The sequence below is a fragment of the Burkholderia sp. AW49-1 genome (genome assembly GCF_053427845.1).
Window position 1 is genome coordinate 163,948 of sequence record NZ_JBSAXF010000008.1, and the last position, 17,577, is coordinate 181,524.

At 67.6% G+C, this 17,577-nt stretch carries 19 protein-coding genes; 15 read left to right on the forward strand and 4 right to left on the reverse strand.

Annotation, left to right across the window (positions count from 1 at the left end; all coding sequences use genetic code 11):
- Positions 1-134 precede the first annotated feature (134 nt).
- Positions 135-740 carry a DNA-3-methyladenine glycosylase I gene (locus ACV22W_RS15240; RefSeq protein ID WP_059533507.1) on the reverse strand — a complete coding sequence of 202 codons (606 nt, stop codon included), beginning with the start codon at positions 738-740 and terminating at the stop codon, positions 135-137.
- Positions 741-881: 141 nt separating this feature from the next.
- Here ACV22W_RS15240 and ACV22W_RS15245 point away from each other — a divergent pair, with 141 nt between their 5' ends.
- Positions 882-1,763, forward strand: coding sequence for a BadF/BadG/BcrA/BcrD ATPase family protein (locus ACV22W_RS15245; protein ID WP_059691528.1), 882 nt, complete (start codon positions 882-884; stop codon positions 1,761-1,763).
- A 153-nt stretch (positions 1,764-1,916) separates the two neighbouring features.
- Complete coding sequence (locus ACV22W_RS15250; protein WP_059699644.1) at positions 1,917-2,750, forward strand: Cof-type HAD-IIB family hydrolase; 834 nt, start codon at positions 1,917-1,919, stop codon at positions 2,748-2,750.
- Between the two features lie 105 nt (positions 2,751-2,855).
- Here the strand turns inward: ACV22W_RS15250 and aqpZ are convergent, their stop codons facing one another.
- Positions 2,856-3,596 carry an aquaporin Z gene (gene aqpZ, locus ACV22W_RS15255; protein WP_448020213.1) on the reverse strand — a complete coding sequence of 247 codons (741 nt, stop codon included), beginning with the start codon at positions 3,594-3,596 and terminating at the stop codon, positions 2,856-2,858.
- Between the two features lie 298 nt (positions 3,597-3,894).
- Here aqpZ and ACV22W_RS15260 point away from each other — a divergent pair, with 298 nt between their 5' ends.
- Positions 3,895-4,191, forward strand: coding sequence for an H-NS histone family protein (locus tag ACV22W_RS15260; protein ID WP_059452621.1), 297 nt, complete (start codon positions 3,895-3,897; stop codon positions 4,189-4,191).
- A gap of 110 nt (positions 4,192-4,301) precedes the next feature.
- Here ACV22W_RS15260 and ACV22W_RS15265 read toward each other — a convergent pair whose 3' ends face one another.
- Together ACV22W_RS15265 and ACV22W_RS15270 are read right to left on the reverse strand one after the other, a co-directional pair.
- Entirely contained in the window at positions 4,302-5,366 is a 1,065-nt protein-coding gene (locus ACV22W_RS15265; RefSeq protein ID WP_448020214.1) for a glycosyltransferase family 4 protein, read from the reverse strand.
- Between the two features lie 231 nt (positions 5,367-5,597).
- Positions 5,598-6,008, reverse strand: coding sequence for a hypothetical protein (locus ACV22W_RS15270; protein ID WP_448020215.1), 411 nt, complete (start codon positions 6,006-6,008; stop codon positions 5,598-5,600).
- Positions 6,009-6,032: 24 nt separating this feature from the next.
- Here ACV22W_RS15270 and flhD point away from each other — a divergent pair, with 24 nt between their 5' ends.
- The 12 genes from flhD to cheY all read left to right on the forward strand — a co-directional run bounded on the left by flhD (position 6,033) and on the right by cheY (position 17,577).
- On the forward strand, positions 6,033-6,353 hold the full coding sequence (gene flhD, locus ACV22W_RS15275) for a flagellar transcriptional regulator FlhD (protein WP_014895554.1): 321 nt from the start codon (positions 6,033-6,035) through the stop codon (positions 6,351-6,353).
- A gap of 94 nt (positions 6,354-6,447) precedes the next feature.
- A complete protein-coding gene (gene flhC / locus ACV22W_RS15280) occupies positions 6,448-7,002 on the forward strand; it encodes a flagellar transcriptional regulator FlhC (protein WP_059452623.1) in 555 nt (184 codons plus the stop codon).
- A gap of 191 nt (positions 7,003-7,193) precedes the next feature.
- Positions 7,194-8,054, forward strand: coding sequence for a flagellar motor stator protein MotA (gene motA, locus ACV22W_RS15285; protein WP_448020216.1), 861 nt, complete (start codon positions 7,194-7,196; stop codon positions 8,052-8,054).
- A 13-nt stretch (positions 8,055-8,067) separates the two neighbouring features.
- Entirely contained in the window at positions 8,068-9,087 is a 1,020-nt protein-coding gene (motB, locus tag ACV22W_RS15290; RefSeq protein WP_448020218.1) for a flagellar motor protein MotB, read from the forward strand.
- A 24-nt stretch (positions 9,088-9,111) separates the two neighbouring features.
- The gene (locus ACV22W_RS15295; RefSeq protein ID WP_448020219.1) at positions 9,112-9,489 is read left to right on the forward strand and encodes a response regulator; all 378 of its coding nucleotides are present in this window, start codon (positions 9,112-9,114) and stop codon (positions 9,487-9,489) included.
- A gap of 33 nt (positions 9,490-9,522) precedes the next feature.
- On the forward strand, positions 9,523-11,742 hold the full coding sequence (gene cheA / locus ACV22W_RS15300) for a chemotaxis protein CheA (RefSeq protein ID WP_448020220.1): 2,220 nt from the start codon (positions 9,523-9,525) through the stop codon (positions 11,740-11,742).
- 51 nt (positions 11,743-11,793) lie between these two features.
- Positions 11,794-12,309, forward strand: a complete 516-nt coding sequence (gene cheW / locus ACV22W_RS15305) for a chemotaxis protein CheW (protein ID WP_031397017.1) — start codon at positions 11,794-11,796, stop codon at positions 12,307-12,309.
- Between the two features lie 37 nt (positions 12,310-12,346).
- Positions 12,347-14,293 carry a methyl-accepting chemotaxis protein gene (locus ACV22W_RS15310; protein ID WP_448020222.1) on the forward strand — a complete coding sequence of 649 codons (1,947 nt, stop codon included), beginning with the start codon at positions 12,347-12,349 and terminating at the stop codon, positions 14,291-14,293.
- Positions 14,294-14,296: 3 nt separating this feature from the next.
- Positions 14,297-15,283 (forward strand): CheR family methyltransferase, encoded by a 987-nt coding sequence (locus ACV22W_RS15315; protein ID WP_448020223.1) that lies wholly within the window; start codon positions 14,297-14,299, stop codon positions 15,281-15,283.
- Complete coding sequence (cheD, locus tag ACV22W_RS15320; protein ID WP_059699654.1) at positions 15,280-16,026, forward strand: chemoreceptor glutamine deamidase CheD; 747 nt, start codon at positions 15,280-15,282, stop codon at positions 16,024-16,026. Before ACV22W_RS15315 ends, cheD begins: the two co-directional genes overlap by 4 nt.
- A complete protein-coding gene (locus ACV22W_RS15325) occupies positions 16,023-17,114 on the forward strand; it encodes a protein-glutamate methylesterase/protein-glutamine glutaminase (protein ID WP_059682805.1) in 1,092 nt (363 codons plus the stop codon). Before cheD ends, ACV22W_RS15325 begins: the two co-directional genes overlap by 4 nt.
- A gap of 67 nt (positions 17,115-17,181) precedes the next feature.
- Positions 17,182-17,577, forward strand: a complete 396-nt coding sequence (gene cheY / locus ACV22W_RS15330; RefSeq protein WP_006754880.1) for a chemotaxis response regulator CheY — start codon at positions 17,182-17,184, stop codon at positions 17,575-17,577.

Here is a 17,577-nt window from a genome sequence, read left to right on the forward strand (position 1 = left end):
CATCGCGGCGCTCGGCGTCGGCGTGACGCGATCGGCATCTGCTTGAGGAAACGCAGCGCGTGCGTGGGAGCCACGCACGACGCGATGACGTATCGATGCACCAACCCGGACCGCCGTGCGGGGCTGCGTCGCCGTCAGCCTGCCTTGCGGCGCCGCGCCGGCTGCTGCTTGCCGCCGAGCGCCGCGCATTTGGCGTGACACGGGCAGCCGGTCTCGTGGTCGTTGACCATCCCGGTTGCCTGCATCAGCGCGTAGCAGATCGTCGAGCCGACGAACTTGCAGCCGTATTCCTTCAGCGCCTTGCTGAGCGCATCGGACTCGGCGGTCGATGCGGGCGCGTCGCGATACGACTGCCACGCGTTCTGCACCGGTGTATGGTCGACGAACGACCACAGGAATTGCGCGAGCGACCCGTGGTCGTCGCGAATGCGCTGCACGGCCCGGGCATTGGTCACTGCGGATTCCACCTTCGCGCGATTGCGTACGATGCCCGGATTTTCGAGCAGCTTCTCGATGCGCTTCGGCGTGAAGCGCGCGACCGCGTCGACATCGAACTCGGCGAACGCCTCGCGATAGCCGGCGCGCTTGTTCAGGATCGTCGACCACGACAGCCCCGCCTGCGCGCCTTCCAGAATCAGCATTTCGAACAGATGGCGATCGTCATGCGACGGCACGCCCCACTCGGTATCGTGATAGTGAGCATCCGCTTCCGTCCTTACCCAGTTGCACCGCTGCGACATCGTCAGCCTCGTTCCAGAGTCGATTCGATCGTGCCAGCATAGCGGAAGGCCCATTCACGGCATAGCTGGCCGAACGGCAGATGGGCGCGCGGCGCCGATCCGGTTAAGCTTGGCGCCTGTTCGAATCAGCAGGATCAACGCATGACGGCACTACTTTTTGCGATCGGCATCGACGGCGGCGGCACCGGCACCCGTGCGGTACTGGCCGACCGGCACGGGCGCGAGCTCGCACAGGGGCGCGGCGGCCCGTCGGGGCTCGGCCTTGGCATCGAGCGCGCGTGGGCATCGATCGGCGCGGCCTGCGCCGACGCCTTCACGCGGGCCGGGCTCGCGTTCGACTGGTCGCAATGCGCGCTCGGTTGCGGGCTCGCGGGCGTCAACAACGCCGCGTGGCTCGCCGCGTTCCGTGCGCAGGCGCCGCTCGACGCGCTCGCGATCGAGAGCGACGCGTATACGACCGTCGTCGGCGCGCACGGCGGTGCGCCGGGGCTCATCGTCGCACTCGGCACGGGCAGCATCGCGGCGGCGCTCGACGCGGCGGGCGACTGCCGCATCGCGGGCGGCTTCGGTTTTCCGTCCGGCGACGAGGCGAGCGGCGCGTGGCTCGGCATGCGCGCGCTTGCATACGCGCAGCAGGCGCTCGACGGTCGCGTGCCGCGCGACGCGTTCGCCGGCGCGCTGCTCGCGGAAACGGGCGTGCACGATCGCGACGCGCTCGTCCAGTGGTCGTGCGATGCGAACCAGACGATCTACGCGCGCCTCGCGCCGATCGTGTTCGCGCACCGCGACCATCCTTGTGCGGCAGCGCTGATCGCGCAGGCCGGTGAAGAGATCGGCAAGATGATCGACGCGCTCGATCCGCGGCAGGCGCTGCCGGTCGCGCTGTGCGGCGGGCTGGCCGACGCGCTGGCGCCGGCCGTGCCGGCGCGCCACGCGGCCCGGCTGCGCGCGCCGCTCGACGATTCCGCGCACGGCGCGTTGCGGCTTGCGTTGCAGGCGTTGAGGGCAGCCGAGGCGGGGTGAGCGGTTCAAGTGGGCGGCGTGCGGTGAGTGGTGAGTGGGCCGGGCAGGCCGAACGGCCCGAAACCGCCCCAATCCCCAACCGCCCGGCGGCCCCCCGGGCACGACGTTAAAATGGCGGTTCCGCAGCGTCCTGCGCGCCATTCACCCGTCCCCATGTACAAAGTCATCGCCACCGATCTCGACGGCACCCTGCTGAACAGCGACCACCAGCTCGATCCGTACACGATCGAGACCGTCCGCCGGCTCGACCGCGACGGCCTGCAATTCGTGATCGCGACGGGGCGCCACTATGCGGACGTCGCCGGCATCCGCGACGTGCTGGGCATCCGGCCGTACCTGATCACGTCGAACGGCGCGCGCGTGCATGCGCCGGACGACACGGCGATCCACGCGCAGGACATCGATCCCGCGATCGTCCGCGGCCTGGTGCAGCCGGGTGTGACGGGCGCGCACGGGCGCGTGATCGTCAACCTCTTCACCGACCGCGGCTGGCTGATCGACCGCGACGCGCCGCACCTGCTCGAATTCCACCAGGATTCGGGATTCCGGTACGACGTGATCGACATGTCCGCGCACGACGGCGCCGATATCGCGAAGGTGCTGTACATCGGCGAGCCGGCTGATCTGGCGGTGGTCGCCGAGCAGATGCGCGTGCGGTTCGGCGACGCGTTGTACGTCACGTATTCGTTGCCCGACTGTCTCGAAGTGATGACCGCCAACGTGTCGAAGGGCCGCGCGCTGCGTGCGGTGCTCGCGCGGCTCGGCGTCGACGCCGGCCACTGCATCGCGTTCGGCGACAACATGAACGACATCGACCTGCTCGAAACGGCCGGTCACGCGTTCATGATGAACAACGCGAACCCCGACCTGATCGCACACCTGCCGCACATTCCGCGGATCGGCAACAACTTCGACGCGGGCGTCGCCCGCCACCTGCGCACGCTGTTCGCGCTCGAGGACACCCTCGACGGCGTTGCCGCTTCCTGAGCGGCCATGAAAAACGGGCGCCAGCGGCGCCCGTCCAAATTACCTGCCTCTATGTTGTTCGACAGCGTGAGGCTCGCTGCTCTGCTCGCGTGACCCCGTAGCGTTTTATTCGTTGGTGCGAGCGGATGCGGGCAGCAGGCCGACGGCATCGTCGCGCCCCGCGATGAGCGGATAGACGACCCCCGCGATTGCCGCACCGATGATCGGCGCGACCCAGAACAGCCACAGCTGGCCGATCGCCTCGCCGCCCACGAACAGCGCCGGGCCGGTCGAGCGGGCCGGGTTCACCGACGTGTTGGTGACCGGGATGGAGATCAGGTGAATCAACGTCAGGCACAGGCCGATCGCGATCGGCGCGAAGCCGGCAGGCGCGCGCTTGTCGGTGGCGCCGAGAATCACGAACAGGAAGAAGCCCGTCATCACGACTTCGCAGATGAACGCCGCACCGAGCGAGTAGTGGCCGGGCGAGCGCTCGCCGAAGCCGTTCGTCGCAAAGCCGCTGCCGACGACGTCGAAGCCCGGCTTTCCGGTCGCGATCAGGTACAGCACGAACGCACCCAGCGTGGCGCCGACCACCTGCGCGACGATGTACGGCGCGAGATCGCGCGCAGGGAAGCGGCCGGCGACCGTCAGGCCGACGCTGACCGCCGGATTCAGGTGACAGCCCGAAATATGGCCGATCGCGAATGCCATCGTCAGCACGGTCAGGCCGAAGGCGAGTGCGACTCCGGCAAAGCCGATGCCGAGGCCCGGAAAGGCGGCGGCCAGCACGGCGCTTCCGCACCCGCCGAGCACCAGCCAGAACGTGCCGAATACCTCTGCAGCCAGACGCTGAGAAAGATTCATGTAAGGACCTCGTTCGAGTGGGTTGAAGACAAACGGACGACCGGATGATTTATTCCGACGCCCGGAATTGGTCTGGATTATAGGAAATGAATCGGGTTCGAGAGGGTCAACGATTGTTAAATTTGAATGGCCGGCGAATGGCTTTTATTAGAATAAGTCCGCATTCTCGATATCGACGAATCGGTTAAAGATGACAGCATTAATTTCGAAGAGCAGGGCGGCGGTACGATGACGTAACGGATGTTGGCGTTCCGGCCGGATTTGCTGGAGCCGCATCATGGAAAAGGGGAGTCGAAAAATGTCTCAATACGCGAAACTCAAGGCGCAGATCGCCGAGTTGCAGGCCCAGGCGGATGACGTGCGTCGCCAGGAAGTGGCGGCGGTGATCGCCGACGTCCAGCGAATGATTGCCGAATATGGCCTGACGGCCGAGGACCTGGGCTTCGCGGAGCGAGCGCGGCGCGGCCGTCCGCCGAAAAAGGCGCCGCTGCCCCCGAAATACCGCGACCCGAAGTCGGGCGCAACCTGGAGCGGGCGCGGCAAGCCGCCGAATTGGATCGTCGGGAAAAATCGCGATCGTTTCCTGATCGAATGACCGCGCAAAAAGAAAGAGCCGCATCGACGATGCGGCTCTTTGGCGTCTTCGGGATTTTCAGGCCGATTTTGGCGCGAATTTTGCCGGATATTTCCTGACGAATTTCGACGTCAGGCGCCTGCGACCTGACGCAGGACCGGCCGTTTAGCCGCCGTGCAAAGCGATTCGTAAGTTTCGACATACCGCTGCGCCATCGCTTTCGAGCTGAAGCGCGTATCGAAACGTGCGCGGATCGTGTCGCGCGACAGGCTGTCGATCCGGTGCAGTGCACCGACGGCGCCCTGCACGTCCTCGACGATGAAGCCGGTCACGCCGTCCTCGATCACTTCCGGCACCGAGCCCCGGTTGAACGCGACGACCGGCGTGCCGCAGGCCATCGCCTCGATCATCACCAGGCCGAACGGCTCCGGCCAGTCGATCGGGAACAGCAGCGCCTTCGCGCCGGACAGGAACGCCGGCTTCTGCGCCTCGTTGATCTCGCCGATGAATTCGACGTGCGCCTCGCCGAGCAGCGGCTCGATCACTTCCTTGAAGTAGTCGGCGTCGGCCTTGTCGACCTTCGCGGCGATCTTCAGCGGCAACCCGCTTTGCGCGGCGATCCGGATCGCGGTGTCGACCCGCTTTTCGGGGCAGATCCGGCCTAGGAACGCAAGGTATTCGGGCTTCACGTCCGGTTGCGGCGTGAGCAGCGTGTCGGGCAGCCCGTGATACACGGTGCCGGCCCACGCGGCTTGCGGCAGCGGCTTGCGCTGGTTGTTCGAGATCGACACGACCGGCGCGTCCGGGAATGCATCGAATACCGGCTGCAGCTCCGGCAGGTCGAGGCGGCCGTGCAGCGTCGTCACGTAAGGCGTATCGAGGCGCGACATCAGCGAGAACGGCATGTAGTCGAGGTGGAAGTGCAGCACGTCGAATTCGTGCGCGACACGGGCGACCTGCTCGATCAGGCGCATATGGGGCGCCATCGAGTCGCGGATCGACGGGTCGAGCCGCAGTGCGCGCGGCCATGCCGCCTCGAGACGGGCGGACGTGACGGAGTCGCCGCTCGCGAACAGCGTCACGTCGTGGCCAAGCTCGACGAGCGCCTCGGTGAGGTAGGACACGACACGCTCGGTGCCGCCATAGAGTTTCGGCGGGACAGCTTCGTAAAGCGGCGCGATCTGGGCAATACGCATGGGCGTTCTCCGGTGTCGACCAGCGCGGGGCGCTCGAATGCGCATGCTGGTCCGATGCAGGGTTGCGGAACTCGCCGACGCACGCGCTCTGCGGTACGTGGCCCGGTCCGGGGCGCGGTGCGCGGGAGGCCGGGCGGCAAGCTGCGGGGCGGGCCGGCACGGCTCCCGCCGCCGCCCATTGGAGTCCATTATCGATATCGCCTTCAGGGGTTCGAGTGTTTTTTCAAACACTTAAGGCTTGTTACACCATGAAATACGCGAAAACCCCGATAAAAAGGGTGCGGAAACACAAAGCGATATGGCAACGAGAATTGTTGCGCTATCGTGAAAAACCACTATAATTTTTACCGATTCATTTTCCGGCGGCCTTGCCGGATGGCCTTCAGCCGGATTCGTCCCACGCGGAACCGCATCGTCGACGAATTCGCGCGTCAGTCGCCCCACCGTTTGTTCCCTTTCAATTCGCCTTGTCGGAAAAATTCCTACACGGTTTACAGACAAATCCTGCGCGGCATACGCCACTTCGCTGATACCGGCAAAAATGCCGTTTAGCCAAAATTCGCCCTGTAAGACTATAAACGTGCCGACGGTGCGCCCAACGCGGCCTGATCGAGCAAACGTTTTCATAACATGAAAGGCCAAAGCAAAGCTCTTAACGGGGGAATCATGAGCGCCACCAGCGAAATGCTCAGTGAGATCAAAGAGGTCAACCTGTCGTACCTCCTCCTCGCGCAGCGCCTGCTGCGGGAAGACAAAGCGATGGGCATGTTCCGCATGGGCGTGTCCCAGGAACTGGCCGACGTGCTCGCGAACCTCACGCTCGCCCAGACCGTGAAGCTCGCCGCATCGAACCAGATGTTGTGCCGTTTCCGCTTCGACGATCACGCGTTGCTGTCGTCGCTCGCCGACAAGGGGCGCAGCGACGTCGTCACGCACGCGCATTCGGCCATCCTGATGGCCGGCCAGCCGGTCGAAAGCGTCCGCTGATCCTTCCCCGCCTTGCGTTCGTCCCGGCGCGCCGCGCCGGCAGGCGGCGTATTGGCCACTCATCCGAACAACGTCAAGCGGACGGTTATTCACCATGGCAAGCAAAAGCGTCGTGATCGAGGTGAAGGAAATCACCCTCGCCATCGAACTGATCGAACTGGGCGCCCGGCTGCAACTGCTGGAGGCGGAAACGAGCCTGTCGCGCGATCGCCTGATCAAGCTGTACAAGGAGCTGAAGGGCGCGTCGCCGCCGAAGGGGATGTTGCCGTTCTCGACCGACTGGTTCATGACGTGGCAGCCGAACATCCACTCGTCGCTGTTCTACAACATCTACCGGTTCATGCAGGATCACGGCCGCTGCGAGCCGATCCAGTCGATCGTGAAGGCGTACCGGCTCTATCTGGAGCACGTGAACCTGTCCGGCGACGAGGCCGCGCTGAGCCTCACGCGCGCATGGACGCTGGTGCGCTTCTTCGATTCGGGGATGCTGCAGATGACCCCGTGCACGCGCTGCGGCGGCCACTTCGTCGCGCATGCGCATGATCCGCATCAAGGTTTCGTGTGCGGCCTCTGCCAGCCGCCGTCGCGCGCCGGCAAGACCCGCAAGGCCGCCGCCGCGCGCGCCGAGCTGTCCGCCGCCGCGGCCTGAGCGCCGGGCCGGGCAAGGCCTGGCGGGGCGCAAGCGCGCGCCGGACGGCAGCCGCGCGCCGCGCGAACCGGCCGGGGCTTGCTGGTAAACACCGCCGCGCCGCTGCTGTGCGGCCGCGAAAGTTTTCCTGCCGACTGCCGTAAACCTGATTAACGGCGGTCTCCCCGCCGGTCATTCGTGAGGGACAGGCAGTGCTGATTATCGTGGGAACACTCGTGACGCTGTTGTCCGTCTTCGGCGGTTACGCGCTGGCAGGCGGGCATCTGGGCGCATTGATCCAGCCGGTCGAGATCCTGATGATCGCGGGTGCGGGCGTCGGCGCGTTCATCCTCGGCAACGGCCTGAAGACCATCAAGGGGACGCTGCGTGTGCTGCCGACGCTCTTCAAGGGCTCGAAGTACACCAAGGACGTCTATATGGAGCTGATGGCGCTCCTGTACGTGCTGCTCGCGAAGGCGCGCAAGGAAGGCACGCTGACGCTCGAGGCCGACATCGACGATCCGGACAAGAGCCCGATCTTCACGCAATACCCGAAGATCCTCGCCGATCGCCACATCGTCGAATTCCTGACCGACTACCTGCGCCTGATGGTGGGCGGCAACATGAACGCGTTCGAGATCGAGAGCCTGATGGACGAGGAGATCGAGACGCACCACGCGGAAGGCGAAGGCCCGGCGCACGCGCTGATGCGCGTCGGCGACGCGATGCCGGCGTTCGGGATCGTCGCGGCCGTGATGGGCGTCGTCCACACGATGGCATCCGCCGACAAGCCGCCCGCGGTGCTCGGCGCGATGATCGCGCAGGCGCTGGTCGGCACGTTCCTCGGGATCCTGCTGTCGTACGGGCTGATCGGGCCGCTCGCGAGCCTCGCGGAGCAGCGCGTGGCCGAGTCGACCAAGATGTTCCAGTGCATCAAGGTGACGATTCTCGCGAGCCTGAACGGCTATGCGCCGGCGATCGCGGTCGAGTTCGGCCGCAAGGTGCTGTTCTCGACCGAGCGGCCGTCTTTCACCGAGCTCGAAGAGCACGTGCGCCGCGTGAAGGCGAAGTGACGCGGAGCGTTCGATGAGCAAGAACAAGGATCGCGCGATCGTCGTGAAACGGGTGGCCCCGCAGAAGAAGGGCCACCACGGCGGCGCATGGAAGCTCGCCTATGCCGACTTCATGACCGCGATGATGGCGTTCTTCCTGCTGATGTGGCTGCTGAGCTCGGTCACGCCGGTGCAGCTGAAGGGGATCGCCGAGTACTTCAACACGCCGCTGAAGGCCGCGCTGTTCGGCAGCGGCGACCGCAGCTCGCAGGACTCCAGCATCATCAACGGCGGCGGCCGCGACCTGTCGAGCCTCGACGCCGGCACGCTGCGCCGCACCGACGGCACGACGTCGCTCGCCGACCGCGTCGCGAAGGCCGGCGACGACAAGACGCGCTCGCAGGCGCAGGGCGCGCAGGACCGGCTCGAGCAGACGCGCCTGCACGACCTGCAGATCAAGCTGATGGCGGCGATCGAGGCGAACCCGACGCTGCGCCAGTTCAAGCAGCAGATCCGCATCGATTCGACGCTGATGGGGCTGCGCATCGAGATCGTCGATACGCAGAAGCGGCCGATGTTCGCGATGTCGAGCGACCACGTCGAGCCGTACATGCGCGACATCCTGCGCGAGATCGGCAAGACGCTGAACGACGTGCCGAACCGGATCATCGTCCAGGGACACACCGACGCGGTGCCGTACGCGGGCGGCGAGGGCGGCTACAGCAACTGGGAGCTGTCGGCCGACCGCGCGAACGCGTCGCGCCGCGAGTTGATCGCGGGCGGCATGGACGAGGCGAAGGTGCTGCGCGTGCTCGGCCTCGCGTCGACGCAGAACCTGAACAAGGCCGATCCGCTCGATCCGGAAAACCGCCGGATCAGCGTGATCGTGCTGAATCGCAAATCCGAAGATGCGCTGATGCGCGACGACGCGACGACCACGACGCTGTCGGCCGACGCGGCGGGCTCGAAGCTGCTGGCCCAGCAGCTCGGCGGCCCGGCGCCGGCCGCGCGACCGGTGCTCGCGAGCGCCGTCGCCGTGGCGCCGAAACCCTGACGTTTCCCAGATTTCGAGACAGACATGATCCGAACCATTCTCGCCATCGACGACTCGGCGACCATGCGTGCGCTGCTGCACGCGACGCTGGCGCAGGCCGGCTACGACGTGACGGTGGCGCCGGACGGCGAAGCCGGCTTCGACATGGCGGCCACCGTGCCGTACGACCTGGTGCTGACCGACCAGAACATGCCGCGCAAGAACGGGCTCGAGGTGATCGCCTCGCTGCGCAAGCTGACGGCGTACGCGGATACGCCGATCCTCGTGCTGACCACCGAAGGCAGCGATGCCTTCAAGGACGCCGCGCGCGACGCGGGCGCGACCGGCTGGATCGAAAAGCCGATCGACCCGGCCGTGCTGATCGACCTGGTCGCGACGCTGTCCGAGCAGACCGCCTCCTGACATGTACGCGACGAATTCAACCGGTGACCGGGCATGACTCTCGACATCACGCAGTTCTACCAGACCTTTTTCGACGAAGCGGACGAGTTGCTCGCGCAGATGGAGCAGCTGCTGCTGAACCTCGACGTCGGCTCGCCCGACCCCGAGGACCTGGCCGCGATCTTCCGCGCCGCGCATTCGATCAAGGGCGGTGCGGCGACCTTCGGCTTTTCCGCGCTGACCGAGACGACCCACATCCTCGAGTCGCTGCTCGACCGCGCGCGCAACCATGAGCTGACGCTGACCAAGGAAATGGTCGACGCGTTCCTCGAGACCAAGGACGTGCTGTCCGACCAACTGGTCGACTATCGCGCGAGCGCGGAACCGGACGCGGCGGCTGCCGCGACGATCTGCGCGAAGCTCGAACGCCTGAAGGCCGAGAGCGGCGCGGGTGCGCCCGCGGCCGCTGGCGTAGCGGCTGCCGTGCCGGCCGAGGCGGCCGCACCGGCGCCGGCGCCCGTCGCCGACGACCGCGCGCCCGATCACGTGGTCGAACAGGCCGTCGCGGCCGCGCATCCGGCGGACGACGCCGGTGCGGGCGGCCCGCACCTGAAGATCACGCTCGTCGGCGTCGACGCGAAGGACCAGGCGCTGCTCACCGAGGAACTCGGCAATCTCGGCCGGATCGTCGGCCGCGAGGAAGCAGGCGCGGACCTGACGCTGTGGCTCGAATCGGACGTGCCGTCCGACGACATCGTCGCCGTGTGCTGCTTCGTGATCGACGACAGCCAGATCCGCATTGCGCGCGGCACCGCGCCGGCCGCACCGGCGGCGCCCGCCGCCGCGCCGGCCGCGCTCGAACCGGCGGCCGCGCCGGAGCCGGCCGCCCGCGTCGAGGTATTCGCACAAGCCGCCGGTGCCGCACCGGCCGCCGCCGCACCGCAAGCGCCGTCGCAACCGGCGCCGCAAGCGGCCCCGCAACCGCACGCCGAACCCGCCGCGCCGGCTGCCCACGCTGCCGCGCACCACGACGACAAGCGTCCGCGCCCGGCCGCTGCCGCATCGGGCGCCGAAGGCAGCTCGATCCGCGTCGGCGTCGAGAAGGTCGATCAGCTGATCAACCTGGTCGGCGAACTCGTGATCACGCAGGCGATGCTCGCGGAAACGGCGAGCGCGTTCGATCCGGCGCTGCACGACCGCCTCTTCAACGGGATGGCGCAACTGGAACGCAACGCGCGCGACCTGCAGGAAGCGGTGATGTCGATCCGCATGATGCCGATGGACTACGTGTTCAGCCGCTTCCCGCGCCTCGTGCGCGACCTGGCCGGCAAGCTCGGCAAGCAGGTCGAGCTCGTCACGTTCGGCCAGGCGACCGAGCTCGACAAGAGCCTGATCGAGCGGATCATCGACCCGCTCACCCACCTCGTGCGCAACAGCCTCGACCATGGGATCGAGACCGTCGACAAGCGGCGCGCCGCCGGCAAGGACGCGGTCGGCCAGCTCGTGCTGTCGGCCGCGCATCACGGCGGCAACATCGTGATCGAGGTCAGCGACGACGGCGGCGGCCTGAACCGCGAGCGGATTCTCGCGAAGGCCGCGAAGCAGGGCATGCAGATTCCCGACACCATCAGCGACGACGAAGTCTGGCAGCTGATCTTCGCGCCGGGCTTCTCGACCGCCGAGACGGTGACCGACGTGTCGGGCCGCGGCGTCGGGATGGACGTCGTGAAGCGCAACATCCAGTCGATGGGCGGCCACGTCGAGATCAGCTCGCAGGCCGGCCGCGGCACGACCACGCGGATCGTGCTGCCGCTCACGCTCGCGATTCTCGACGGGATGTCGGTGAAGGTCGGCACGGAAATCTTCATCCTGCCGCTGAACTTCGTGATGGAGTCGCTGCAGCCGTCGAACGACGACATCTACACGGTCGGCAACGGCGAGCGCGTGGTGCGTGTGCGCGGCGAATACCTGCCGCTCGTCGCGCTGCACGAGGTGTTCTCGGTCGAGGACGCGCGCACCGATCCGACCCAGGGGATCGTCACGATCATGGAAACCGAGGGGCGTCGCTTCGCGATGCTCATCGACGAGCTGGTCGGCCAGCAGCAGGTGGTCGTGAAGAACCTCGAAACGAACTACCGCAAGGTGCACGGCATCTCGGCGGCGACCATTCTCGGCGACGGCAGCGTCGCGCTGATCGTCGACGTCGCGGCGCTGAACCGCGAAACCCGTGCGATGCACGGCGCCCGTGCCGGCGCCGAGCTCGCGATGATCTGATGTCTCTCGCCATTCAACCGATTGGGGGCAAACGTGTCTGCTGAAGTCCAAATGATCAATCCGGCCGCGGCGAACGCGGCAACGAGTCGCCGCGACGCGGAACAAGGCGACGCGACCGGCCAGGAATTCCTGGTGTTCACGCTCGGCGACGAGGAATACGGGATCGACATCCTGAAGGTGCAGGAAATCCGCGGCTACGACAGCGTCACGCGCATCGCGAACGCGCCGGACTTCATCAAGGGCGTGATCAACCTGCGCGGAATCATCGTGCCGATCGTCGACATGCGGATCAAGTTCCATCTCGGCCGCGTCGAGTACGACCACCAGACCGTCGTGATCATCCTGAACGTGTCGAATCGCGTGGTCGGGATGGTGGTCGACGGCGTGTCGGACGTGCTGACGCTGCAGACCGACCAGATCATGCCGGCGCCGGAATTCGGCGCGACGCTGACGACCGAATACCTGACGGGCCTCGGCACCGTCGACGGCCGGATGCTGATCCTGATGGACATCGAAAAGTTGATGTCGAGCCGGGAAATGGCGCTGATCGAAACACTCGGCGGGTAAGCGCGCCGCGCGCGCAGGAATTTCGGGAGAATCTGCAATGTTGCATAACTGGTCGATCCGCACGACGCTCACGGCGGTCGGACTCATCCTCGTGTGCCTGGCCGCCGCGGTCGGCGGGCTCGGCCTCTACGCGCTCAATCACGCGAGCCGTTCGCTCGACGAGATCGCGCACGTCGACCTGCCGGCGATTCACACGCTGGACGACACGGCCGCGCACCTGCTGCGCTCGCGCATAGCGCTCGATCGCTTCCGTACGCTGACCGAAGCCGGCAATGCGGCCGAGGCGGCGAAGGTGCTCGACCGCGCGCAGGAGCTGTATTCGAAGTCGAACCAGAACTGGCAGGCGTTCCAGTCGACGCCGAAGCTCGGCGTCGAGCAGGCGCTCATCGACGAGCTCACCGCCCGCTACACGACGATCGTGAAGGAAGGCGTCGAGCCCGAATTTGCCGCGGCGCGCGCGGGCGACATGGCGGCGTACCACGCGATTGCCGACGCGAAGATCAGCCCGATGTTCGTCGCGTTCGACCAGACGGCGGCGGCCGTGATCGCATCGTTGCAGAAGCGCGCGGAAGAACGCCAGGCCGCGACGCAATCGCAAATCTCGCTGATGGTCGTGCTGATCGCGGCCGGCATCGCGATCGCGTTCGTCGTCGTGATCGCGATCCGCTTCGCCATGCGCGGGCTGATCGTGAAGCCGCTCGAGGATGCGATCGCGCACTTCGAGCGCATCGCCGGCGGCGACCTCACGCAGCCGGTGAACGTGTCCAGCACCAACGAGATCGGCCGCCTGTTCGGCGGCATCAAGCGGATGCAGGACGCCGTGACGACGATGGTGCAGGCCGTGCACCGCGGCACCGAGTCGATCGACGTCGGCGCGCGCGAGATCTCGACCGGCAACACCGACCTGTCGCAGCGCACCGAGGAGCAGGCCGCGTCGCTGCAGGAAACCGCATCGAGCATGGAGCAGTTGACCGGCACCGTGCGGCAGAACGCGGAGAACGCACGGCAGGCGAGCCAGCTCGCGGTGAACGCGTCCGACATCGCGACGCAGGGCGGCGACGTGGTCGGCCAGGTCGTGTCGACGATGCAGGACATCGCGGCGAGCTCGGGCAAGGTCGTCGACATCATCGGCACGATCGAAGGCATCGCGTTCCAGACCAACATCCTCGCGCTGAACGCGGCGGTCGAAGCCGCGCGCGCGGGCGAGCAGGGCCGCGGCTTCGCGGTGGTCGCGGGCGAAGTGCGCTCGCTGGCGCAACGCAGCGCGAGCGCCGCGAAGGAAATCAAGCAGCTGATCGGCGATTCGGCCGAGAAGGTCGAAAGCGGCTCGGCGCTCGTCGCGCGCGCCGGCTCGACGATGGACGAGATCGTGCAGGCCGTGCGCCGCGTGACCGACATCATGGGCGAGATCAGCGCCGCGTCGGACGAGCAGTCGACCGGCATCGAGCAGGTCAATCGCGCGGTCGGCCAGATGGATTCGGTCACGCAGCAGAACGCGGCGCTCGTCGAGCAGGCCGCGGCGGCGGCCGCCTCGCTCGAGGAGCAGACGCGCCAGATGAAGGCGGTCGTGTCGGAGTGGCGCGTCGCGGGCGGCATCGCGCTCGCGCCGGCGCGCCATGCTGCACGCCCGGCCGCGCATGCAGCGGCGCCGGCGTTGCCGTCGGCGCACCGTCACGAAGCGTCGCCGGCCGCATTGCCGGCACCGCAGGCTGCCGCGCAGCCGGCCCGTCGCGCCGCACCGGCGCCGCATGCCGCGGCACCGGCCGCGAGCCACGAAACCCGGCGCGCGCCGGACGCCGCCGCCGCACGCGCGTCGAAGGAAGCGCCGGCAGCGGGCGGCTACGGCCCGCGTCTCGCGAAGGCGGCCGGCGCACCGGCGCCGAAGTCCGCCGAGAAACCCGCACTGGTCCGCCCCGCGCTGAACGGCGAGAAGCCGGCGATGGCGGCGGCCGGCACGTCCGACGACGACTGGGAGACTTTCTAAGCCATGCCGTCCGCGCGCGCACCGTTTCGACCCGATGCACCGGATGCCTCGCCCCGCGCGGGCGAGCCGGGGCGCGACTTCGCGTTTACCGGCGCGGATTTCGCACGCATCCGCGCGCTGATCCATCAACGCGCGGGCATTTCGCTGTCCGAGCACAAGCGCGACATGGCGTACAGCCGGCTCGCACGCCGGCTGCGCGCACGCGGCCTCGACACGTTCCGCGACTACCTCGACCTGCTCGAACAGGAGGACGATCCGCTCGAGTGGGAAGCGTTCACCAACGCGCTGACGACGAACCTGACCGCGTTCTTTCGCGAGTCGCACCATTTCCCGATCCTGGCCGACTTCGTGAAGGGGCGCGCGGCGCCCGTGTCGGTGTGGTGCTCGGCGGCGTCGACCGGCGAGGAGCCTTACTCGATCGCGATCACGCTGATCGAGGCGCTCGGCGAATCGGCCGCGCGCGGCGCATCGATTCTCGCGACCGATCTCGACACGCAGGTGCTCGCGAAGGCCGAGGCCGGCATCTACACGTACGACCAGGTCAAGCACCTGAGCCCGGAGCGGCTCAAGCGCTTCTTCCTGAAGGGCACGGGCGCGCAGGCCGGCCGCGTGAAGGTGCGCCCGGAACTGCGCGCGATGATCCGCTTCGAGCAGCTGAACCTGACCGATGCCGACTACGGGATCGCGAAGCCGTTCGACGCGATCTTCTGCCGCAACGTGATGATCTATTTCGACAAGCCGACGCAGGGGCAGGTGCTGTCGCGCTTCGAGCCGCTCGTGAAGCCGGGCGGCCTGCTGTTCGCCGGGCATTCGGAGAATTTCACGTACGTCTCGCAGGCGTTCCGGCTGCGCGGGCAGACGGTGTACGAACTGACGCGCGATGCCGCGCCGGGCCTGCGCCCGCACGGCGCCGCGCCGGCCGCGGCGGCGCCGCCGCGCGCCCATGCGCGTGCCGCGGGCGCCGTGCCCGCTTACGGAGAACGCGGATGAGCGCCCTGCCGATCGCGACCAATCGCTACTTCGACAACCACTTCGAACGCCCCGGCGTAAAGCTGCTGCCGAACGAGTTCTACACGACGTCCGAGGACATGGTGCTGATGACCGTGCTCGGCTCGTGCGTCGCCGCGTGCCTGCACGACCCGCTGGCGGGCATCGGCGGGATGAATCACTTCATGCTGCCCGACGACGGCGCCGATGCCGGCGCGGCCGCATCGGAGTCGATGCGCTACGGCGCGTACGCGATGGAAGTGCTGATCAACGAACTGATCAAGGCCGGCGGGCGCCGCGAGCGCCTCGAGGCGAAGGTGTTCGGCGGCGCGGCCGTGCTGGCCGGGATGACGACCATCAACATCGGTGACCGCAACGCGGATTTCGTGCGCCGCTACCTCGCGCTCGAACGCATCCGCATCACCGCGGAGGACTTGCAGGGCGTGCACCCGCGCAAGGTCGCGTTCATGCCGCGCACCGGCCGCGCGATGGTGAAGAAGCTGCGGCTGCAGGTGCCGGGCGTGACCGAGCGCGAAGCCGCGCTGGCGCGCGAGGCCGACCGCGTGCGCGCCGAGCGGCCGCGCGCGCACGTCGAGCTGTTCGCGGCGAAGCGGCCGGCCGCGCCGCCGCCGGCACGCCCGCGCATCGAGCTGTTCGGCGCACGCGGCGGCGCGGGCGCGCAGACGACGAACACGAAGGCCGGCAGCCCGTTTGCGGCCAACCTTTCGAGAAAGCAGGAGGCATGACCGCAGTGCAGAAGATCAAAGTGTTGTGCGTCGACGACTCGGCGCTGATCCGCAGCCTGATGACGGAGATCATCAACAGCCAGCCCGACATGGAAGTGTGCGCGACCGCGCCCGATCCGCTCGTCGCGCGCGAGCTCATCAAGCAGCACAACCCCGACGTCCTGACGCTGGATGTCGAAATGCCGCGCATGGACGGGCTCGATTTCCTCGAGAAGCTGATGCGCCTGCGGCCGATGCCGGTCGTGATGGTGTCGTCGCTGACCGAGCGCGGCTCCGAAATCACGCTGCGCGCGCTCGAACTCGGCGCGGTGGATTTCGTCACGAAGCCGCGCGTCGGGATTCGCGACGGCATGCTCGACTACGCGGAAAAGCTCGCGGACAAGATCCGCGCCGCATCGCGCGCGCGCGTGCGCCAGGCGCCGCAGCCGCAGGCCGCCGCGCGCACGGCGAGCGGCCAGCCGGCCGCGCCGATGGTCAACAACCCGCTCGTCAGTACCGAGAAGCTGATCATCATCGGCGCGTCGACGGGCGGCACCGAGGCGATCCGCGAGGTGCTGACGCCGCTGCCGCCGGACGCGCCGGCGGTGCTGATCGCGCAGCACATGCCGCCCGGCTTCACGAAGTCCTTCGCGCAGCGGCTGAACGGCCTGTGCCGGATCGCGGTGAAGGAAGCCGAGCACGGCGAGCGCGTGCTGCCGGGCCATGCGTACATCGCGCCGGGCCATGCGCACCTGCTGCTCGCGCGCAGCGGCGCGAACTACATCGCGCAGCTGTCCGACGAGCCGCCGGTGAACCGGCACCGGCCGTCGGTCGACGTGCTGTTCCGCTCGGCGGCGCAGCACGCGGGCAAAAACGCGATCGGCGTGATCCTCACGGGGATGGGCCGCGACGGCGCGGCCGGCCTGCTGGACATGAAGCGCGCGGGCGCCCACACGTTCGCGCAGGACGAGGCGAGCTGCATCGTGTTCGGGATGCCGCGCGAGGCGATCGCGCTCGGCGGCGCGGACGAGGTCGCGCCGCTTTCGGAGATGAGCCGGCGCGTGATGGCGCGACTGGCGACGATGGGCGACCGCGTGCAGCGCGTCTGAATGAAATGTCACGGGGCACGTGCGATGCTGCCGGCCCCGACGGTAACGAATCTGCAAAGGAACGACGATGGACAAGAGCATGAAAATCCTGGTGGTGGACGATTTCCCGACGATGCGCCGGATCGTCCGCAACCTGCTCAAGGAACTGGGCTACACGAACGTCGACGAAGCCGAGGACGGCGCGGCAGGACTCGCGCGGCTGCGCGGCGGCGGCTTCGACTTCGTGATCTCCGACTGGAACATGCCGAACCTCGACGGCCTCGCGATGCTGAAGGAAATCCGCGCGGACGCGACGCTCACGCACCTGCCGGTGCTGATGGTCACGGCCGAGTCGAAGAAGGAGAACATCATCGCGGCCGCGCAGGCGGGCGCGAGCGGCTACGTCGTGAAGCCGTTCACGGCCGCGACGCTCGACGAGAAGCTGAACAAGATCATCGACAAGATGGCCAAGGCCGGGAGCTGA

What these genes read in the sequence shown, in the direction of transcription:
- cheD (WP_059699654.1), top strand. Translation starts at nt 15,280, where the DNA reads ATGAGCGCCCTGCCGATCGCGACCAATCGCTACTTCGACAACCACTTC.
- ACV22W_RS15310 (WP_448020222.1), top strand. Translation starts at nt 12,347, where the DNA reads ATGTTGCATAACTGGTCGATCCGCACGACGCTCACGGCGGTCGGACTC.
- ACV22W_RS15295 (WP_448020219.1), top strand. Translation starts at nt 9,112, where the DNA reads ATGATCCGAACCATTCTCGCCATCGACGACTCGGCGACCATGCGTGCG.
- flhD (WP_014895554.1), top strand. Translation starts at nt 6,033, where the DNA reads ATGAGCGCCACCAGCGAAATGCTCAGTGAGATCAAAGAGGTCAACCTG.
- ACV22W_RS15265 (WP_448020214.1), bottom strand. Translation starts at nt 5,366, where the DNA reads ATGCGTATTGCCCAGATCGCGCCGCTTTACGAAGCTGTCCCGCCGAAA.
- ACV22W_RS15245 (WP_059691528.1), top strand. Translation starts at nt 882, where the DNA reads ATGACGGCACTACTTTTTGCGATCGGCATCGACGGCGGCGGCACCGGC.
- flhC (WP_059452623.1), top strand. Translation starts at nt 6,448, where the DNA reads ATGGCAAGCAAAAGCGTCGTGATCGAGGTGAAGGAAATCACCCTCGCC.
- ACV22W_RS15260 (WP_059452621.1), top strand. Translation starts at nt 3,895, where the DNA reads ATGTCTCAATACGCGAAACTCAAGGCGCAGATCGCCGAGTTGCAGGCC.
- ACV22W_RS15325 (WP_059682805.1), top strand. Translation starts at nt 16,023, where the DNA reads ATGACCGCAGTGCAGAAGATCAAAGTGTTGTGCGTCGACGACTCGGCG.
- cheY (WP_006754880.1), top strand. Translation starts at nt 17,182, where the DNA reads ATGGACAAGAGCATGAAAATCCTGGTGGTGGACGATTTCCCGACGATG.
- motB (WP_448020218.1), top strand. Translation starts at nt 8,068, where the DNA reads ATGAGCAAGAACAAGGATCGCGCGATCGTCGTGAAACGGGTGGCCCCG.
- ACV22W_RS15250 (WP_059699644.1), top strand. Translation starts at nt 1,917, where the DNA reads ATGTACAAAGTCATCGCCACCGATCTCGACGGCACCCTGCTGAACAGC.
- cheW (WP_031397017.1), top strand. Translation starts at nt 11,794, where the DNA reads ATGATCAATCCGGCCGCGGCGAACGCGGCAACGAGTCGCCGCGACGCG.
- cheA (WP_448020220.1), top strand. Translation starts at nt 9,523, where the DNA reads ATGACTCTCGACATCACGCAGTTCTACCAGACCTTTTTCGACGAAGCG.
- ACV22W_RS15315 (WP_448020223.1), top strand. Translation starts at nt 14,297, where the DNA reads ATGCCGTCCGCGCGCGCACCGTTTCGACCCGATGCACCGGATGCCTCG.
- aqpZ (WP_448020213.1), bottom strand. Translation starts at nt 3,596, where the DNA reads ATGAATCTTTCTCAGCGTCTGGCTGCAGAGGTATTCGGCACGTTCTGG.
- ACV22W_RS15240 (WP_059533507.1), bottom strand. Translation starts at nt 740, where the DNA reads ATGTCGCAGCGGTGCAACTGGGTAAGGACGGAAGCGGATGCTCACTAT.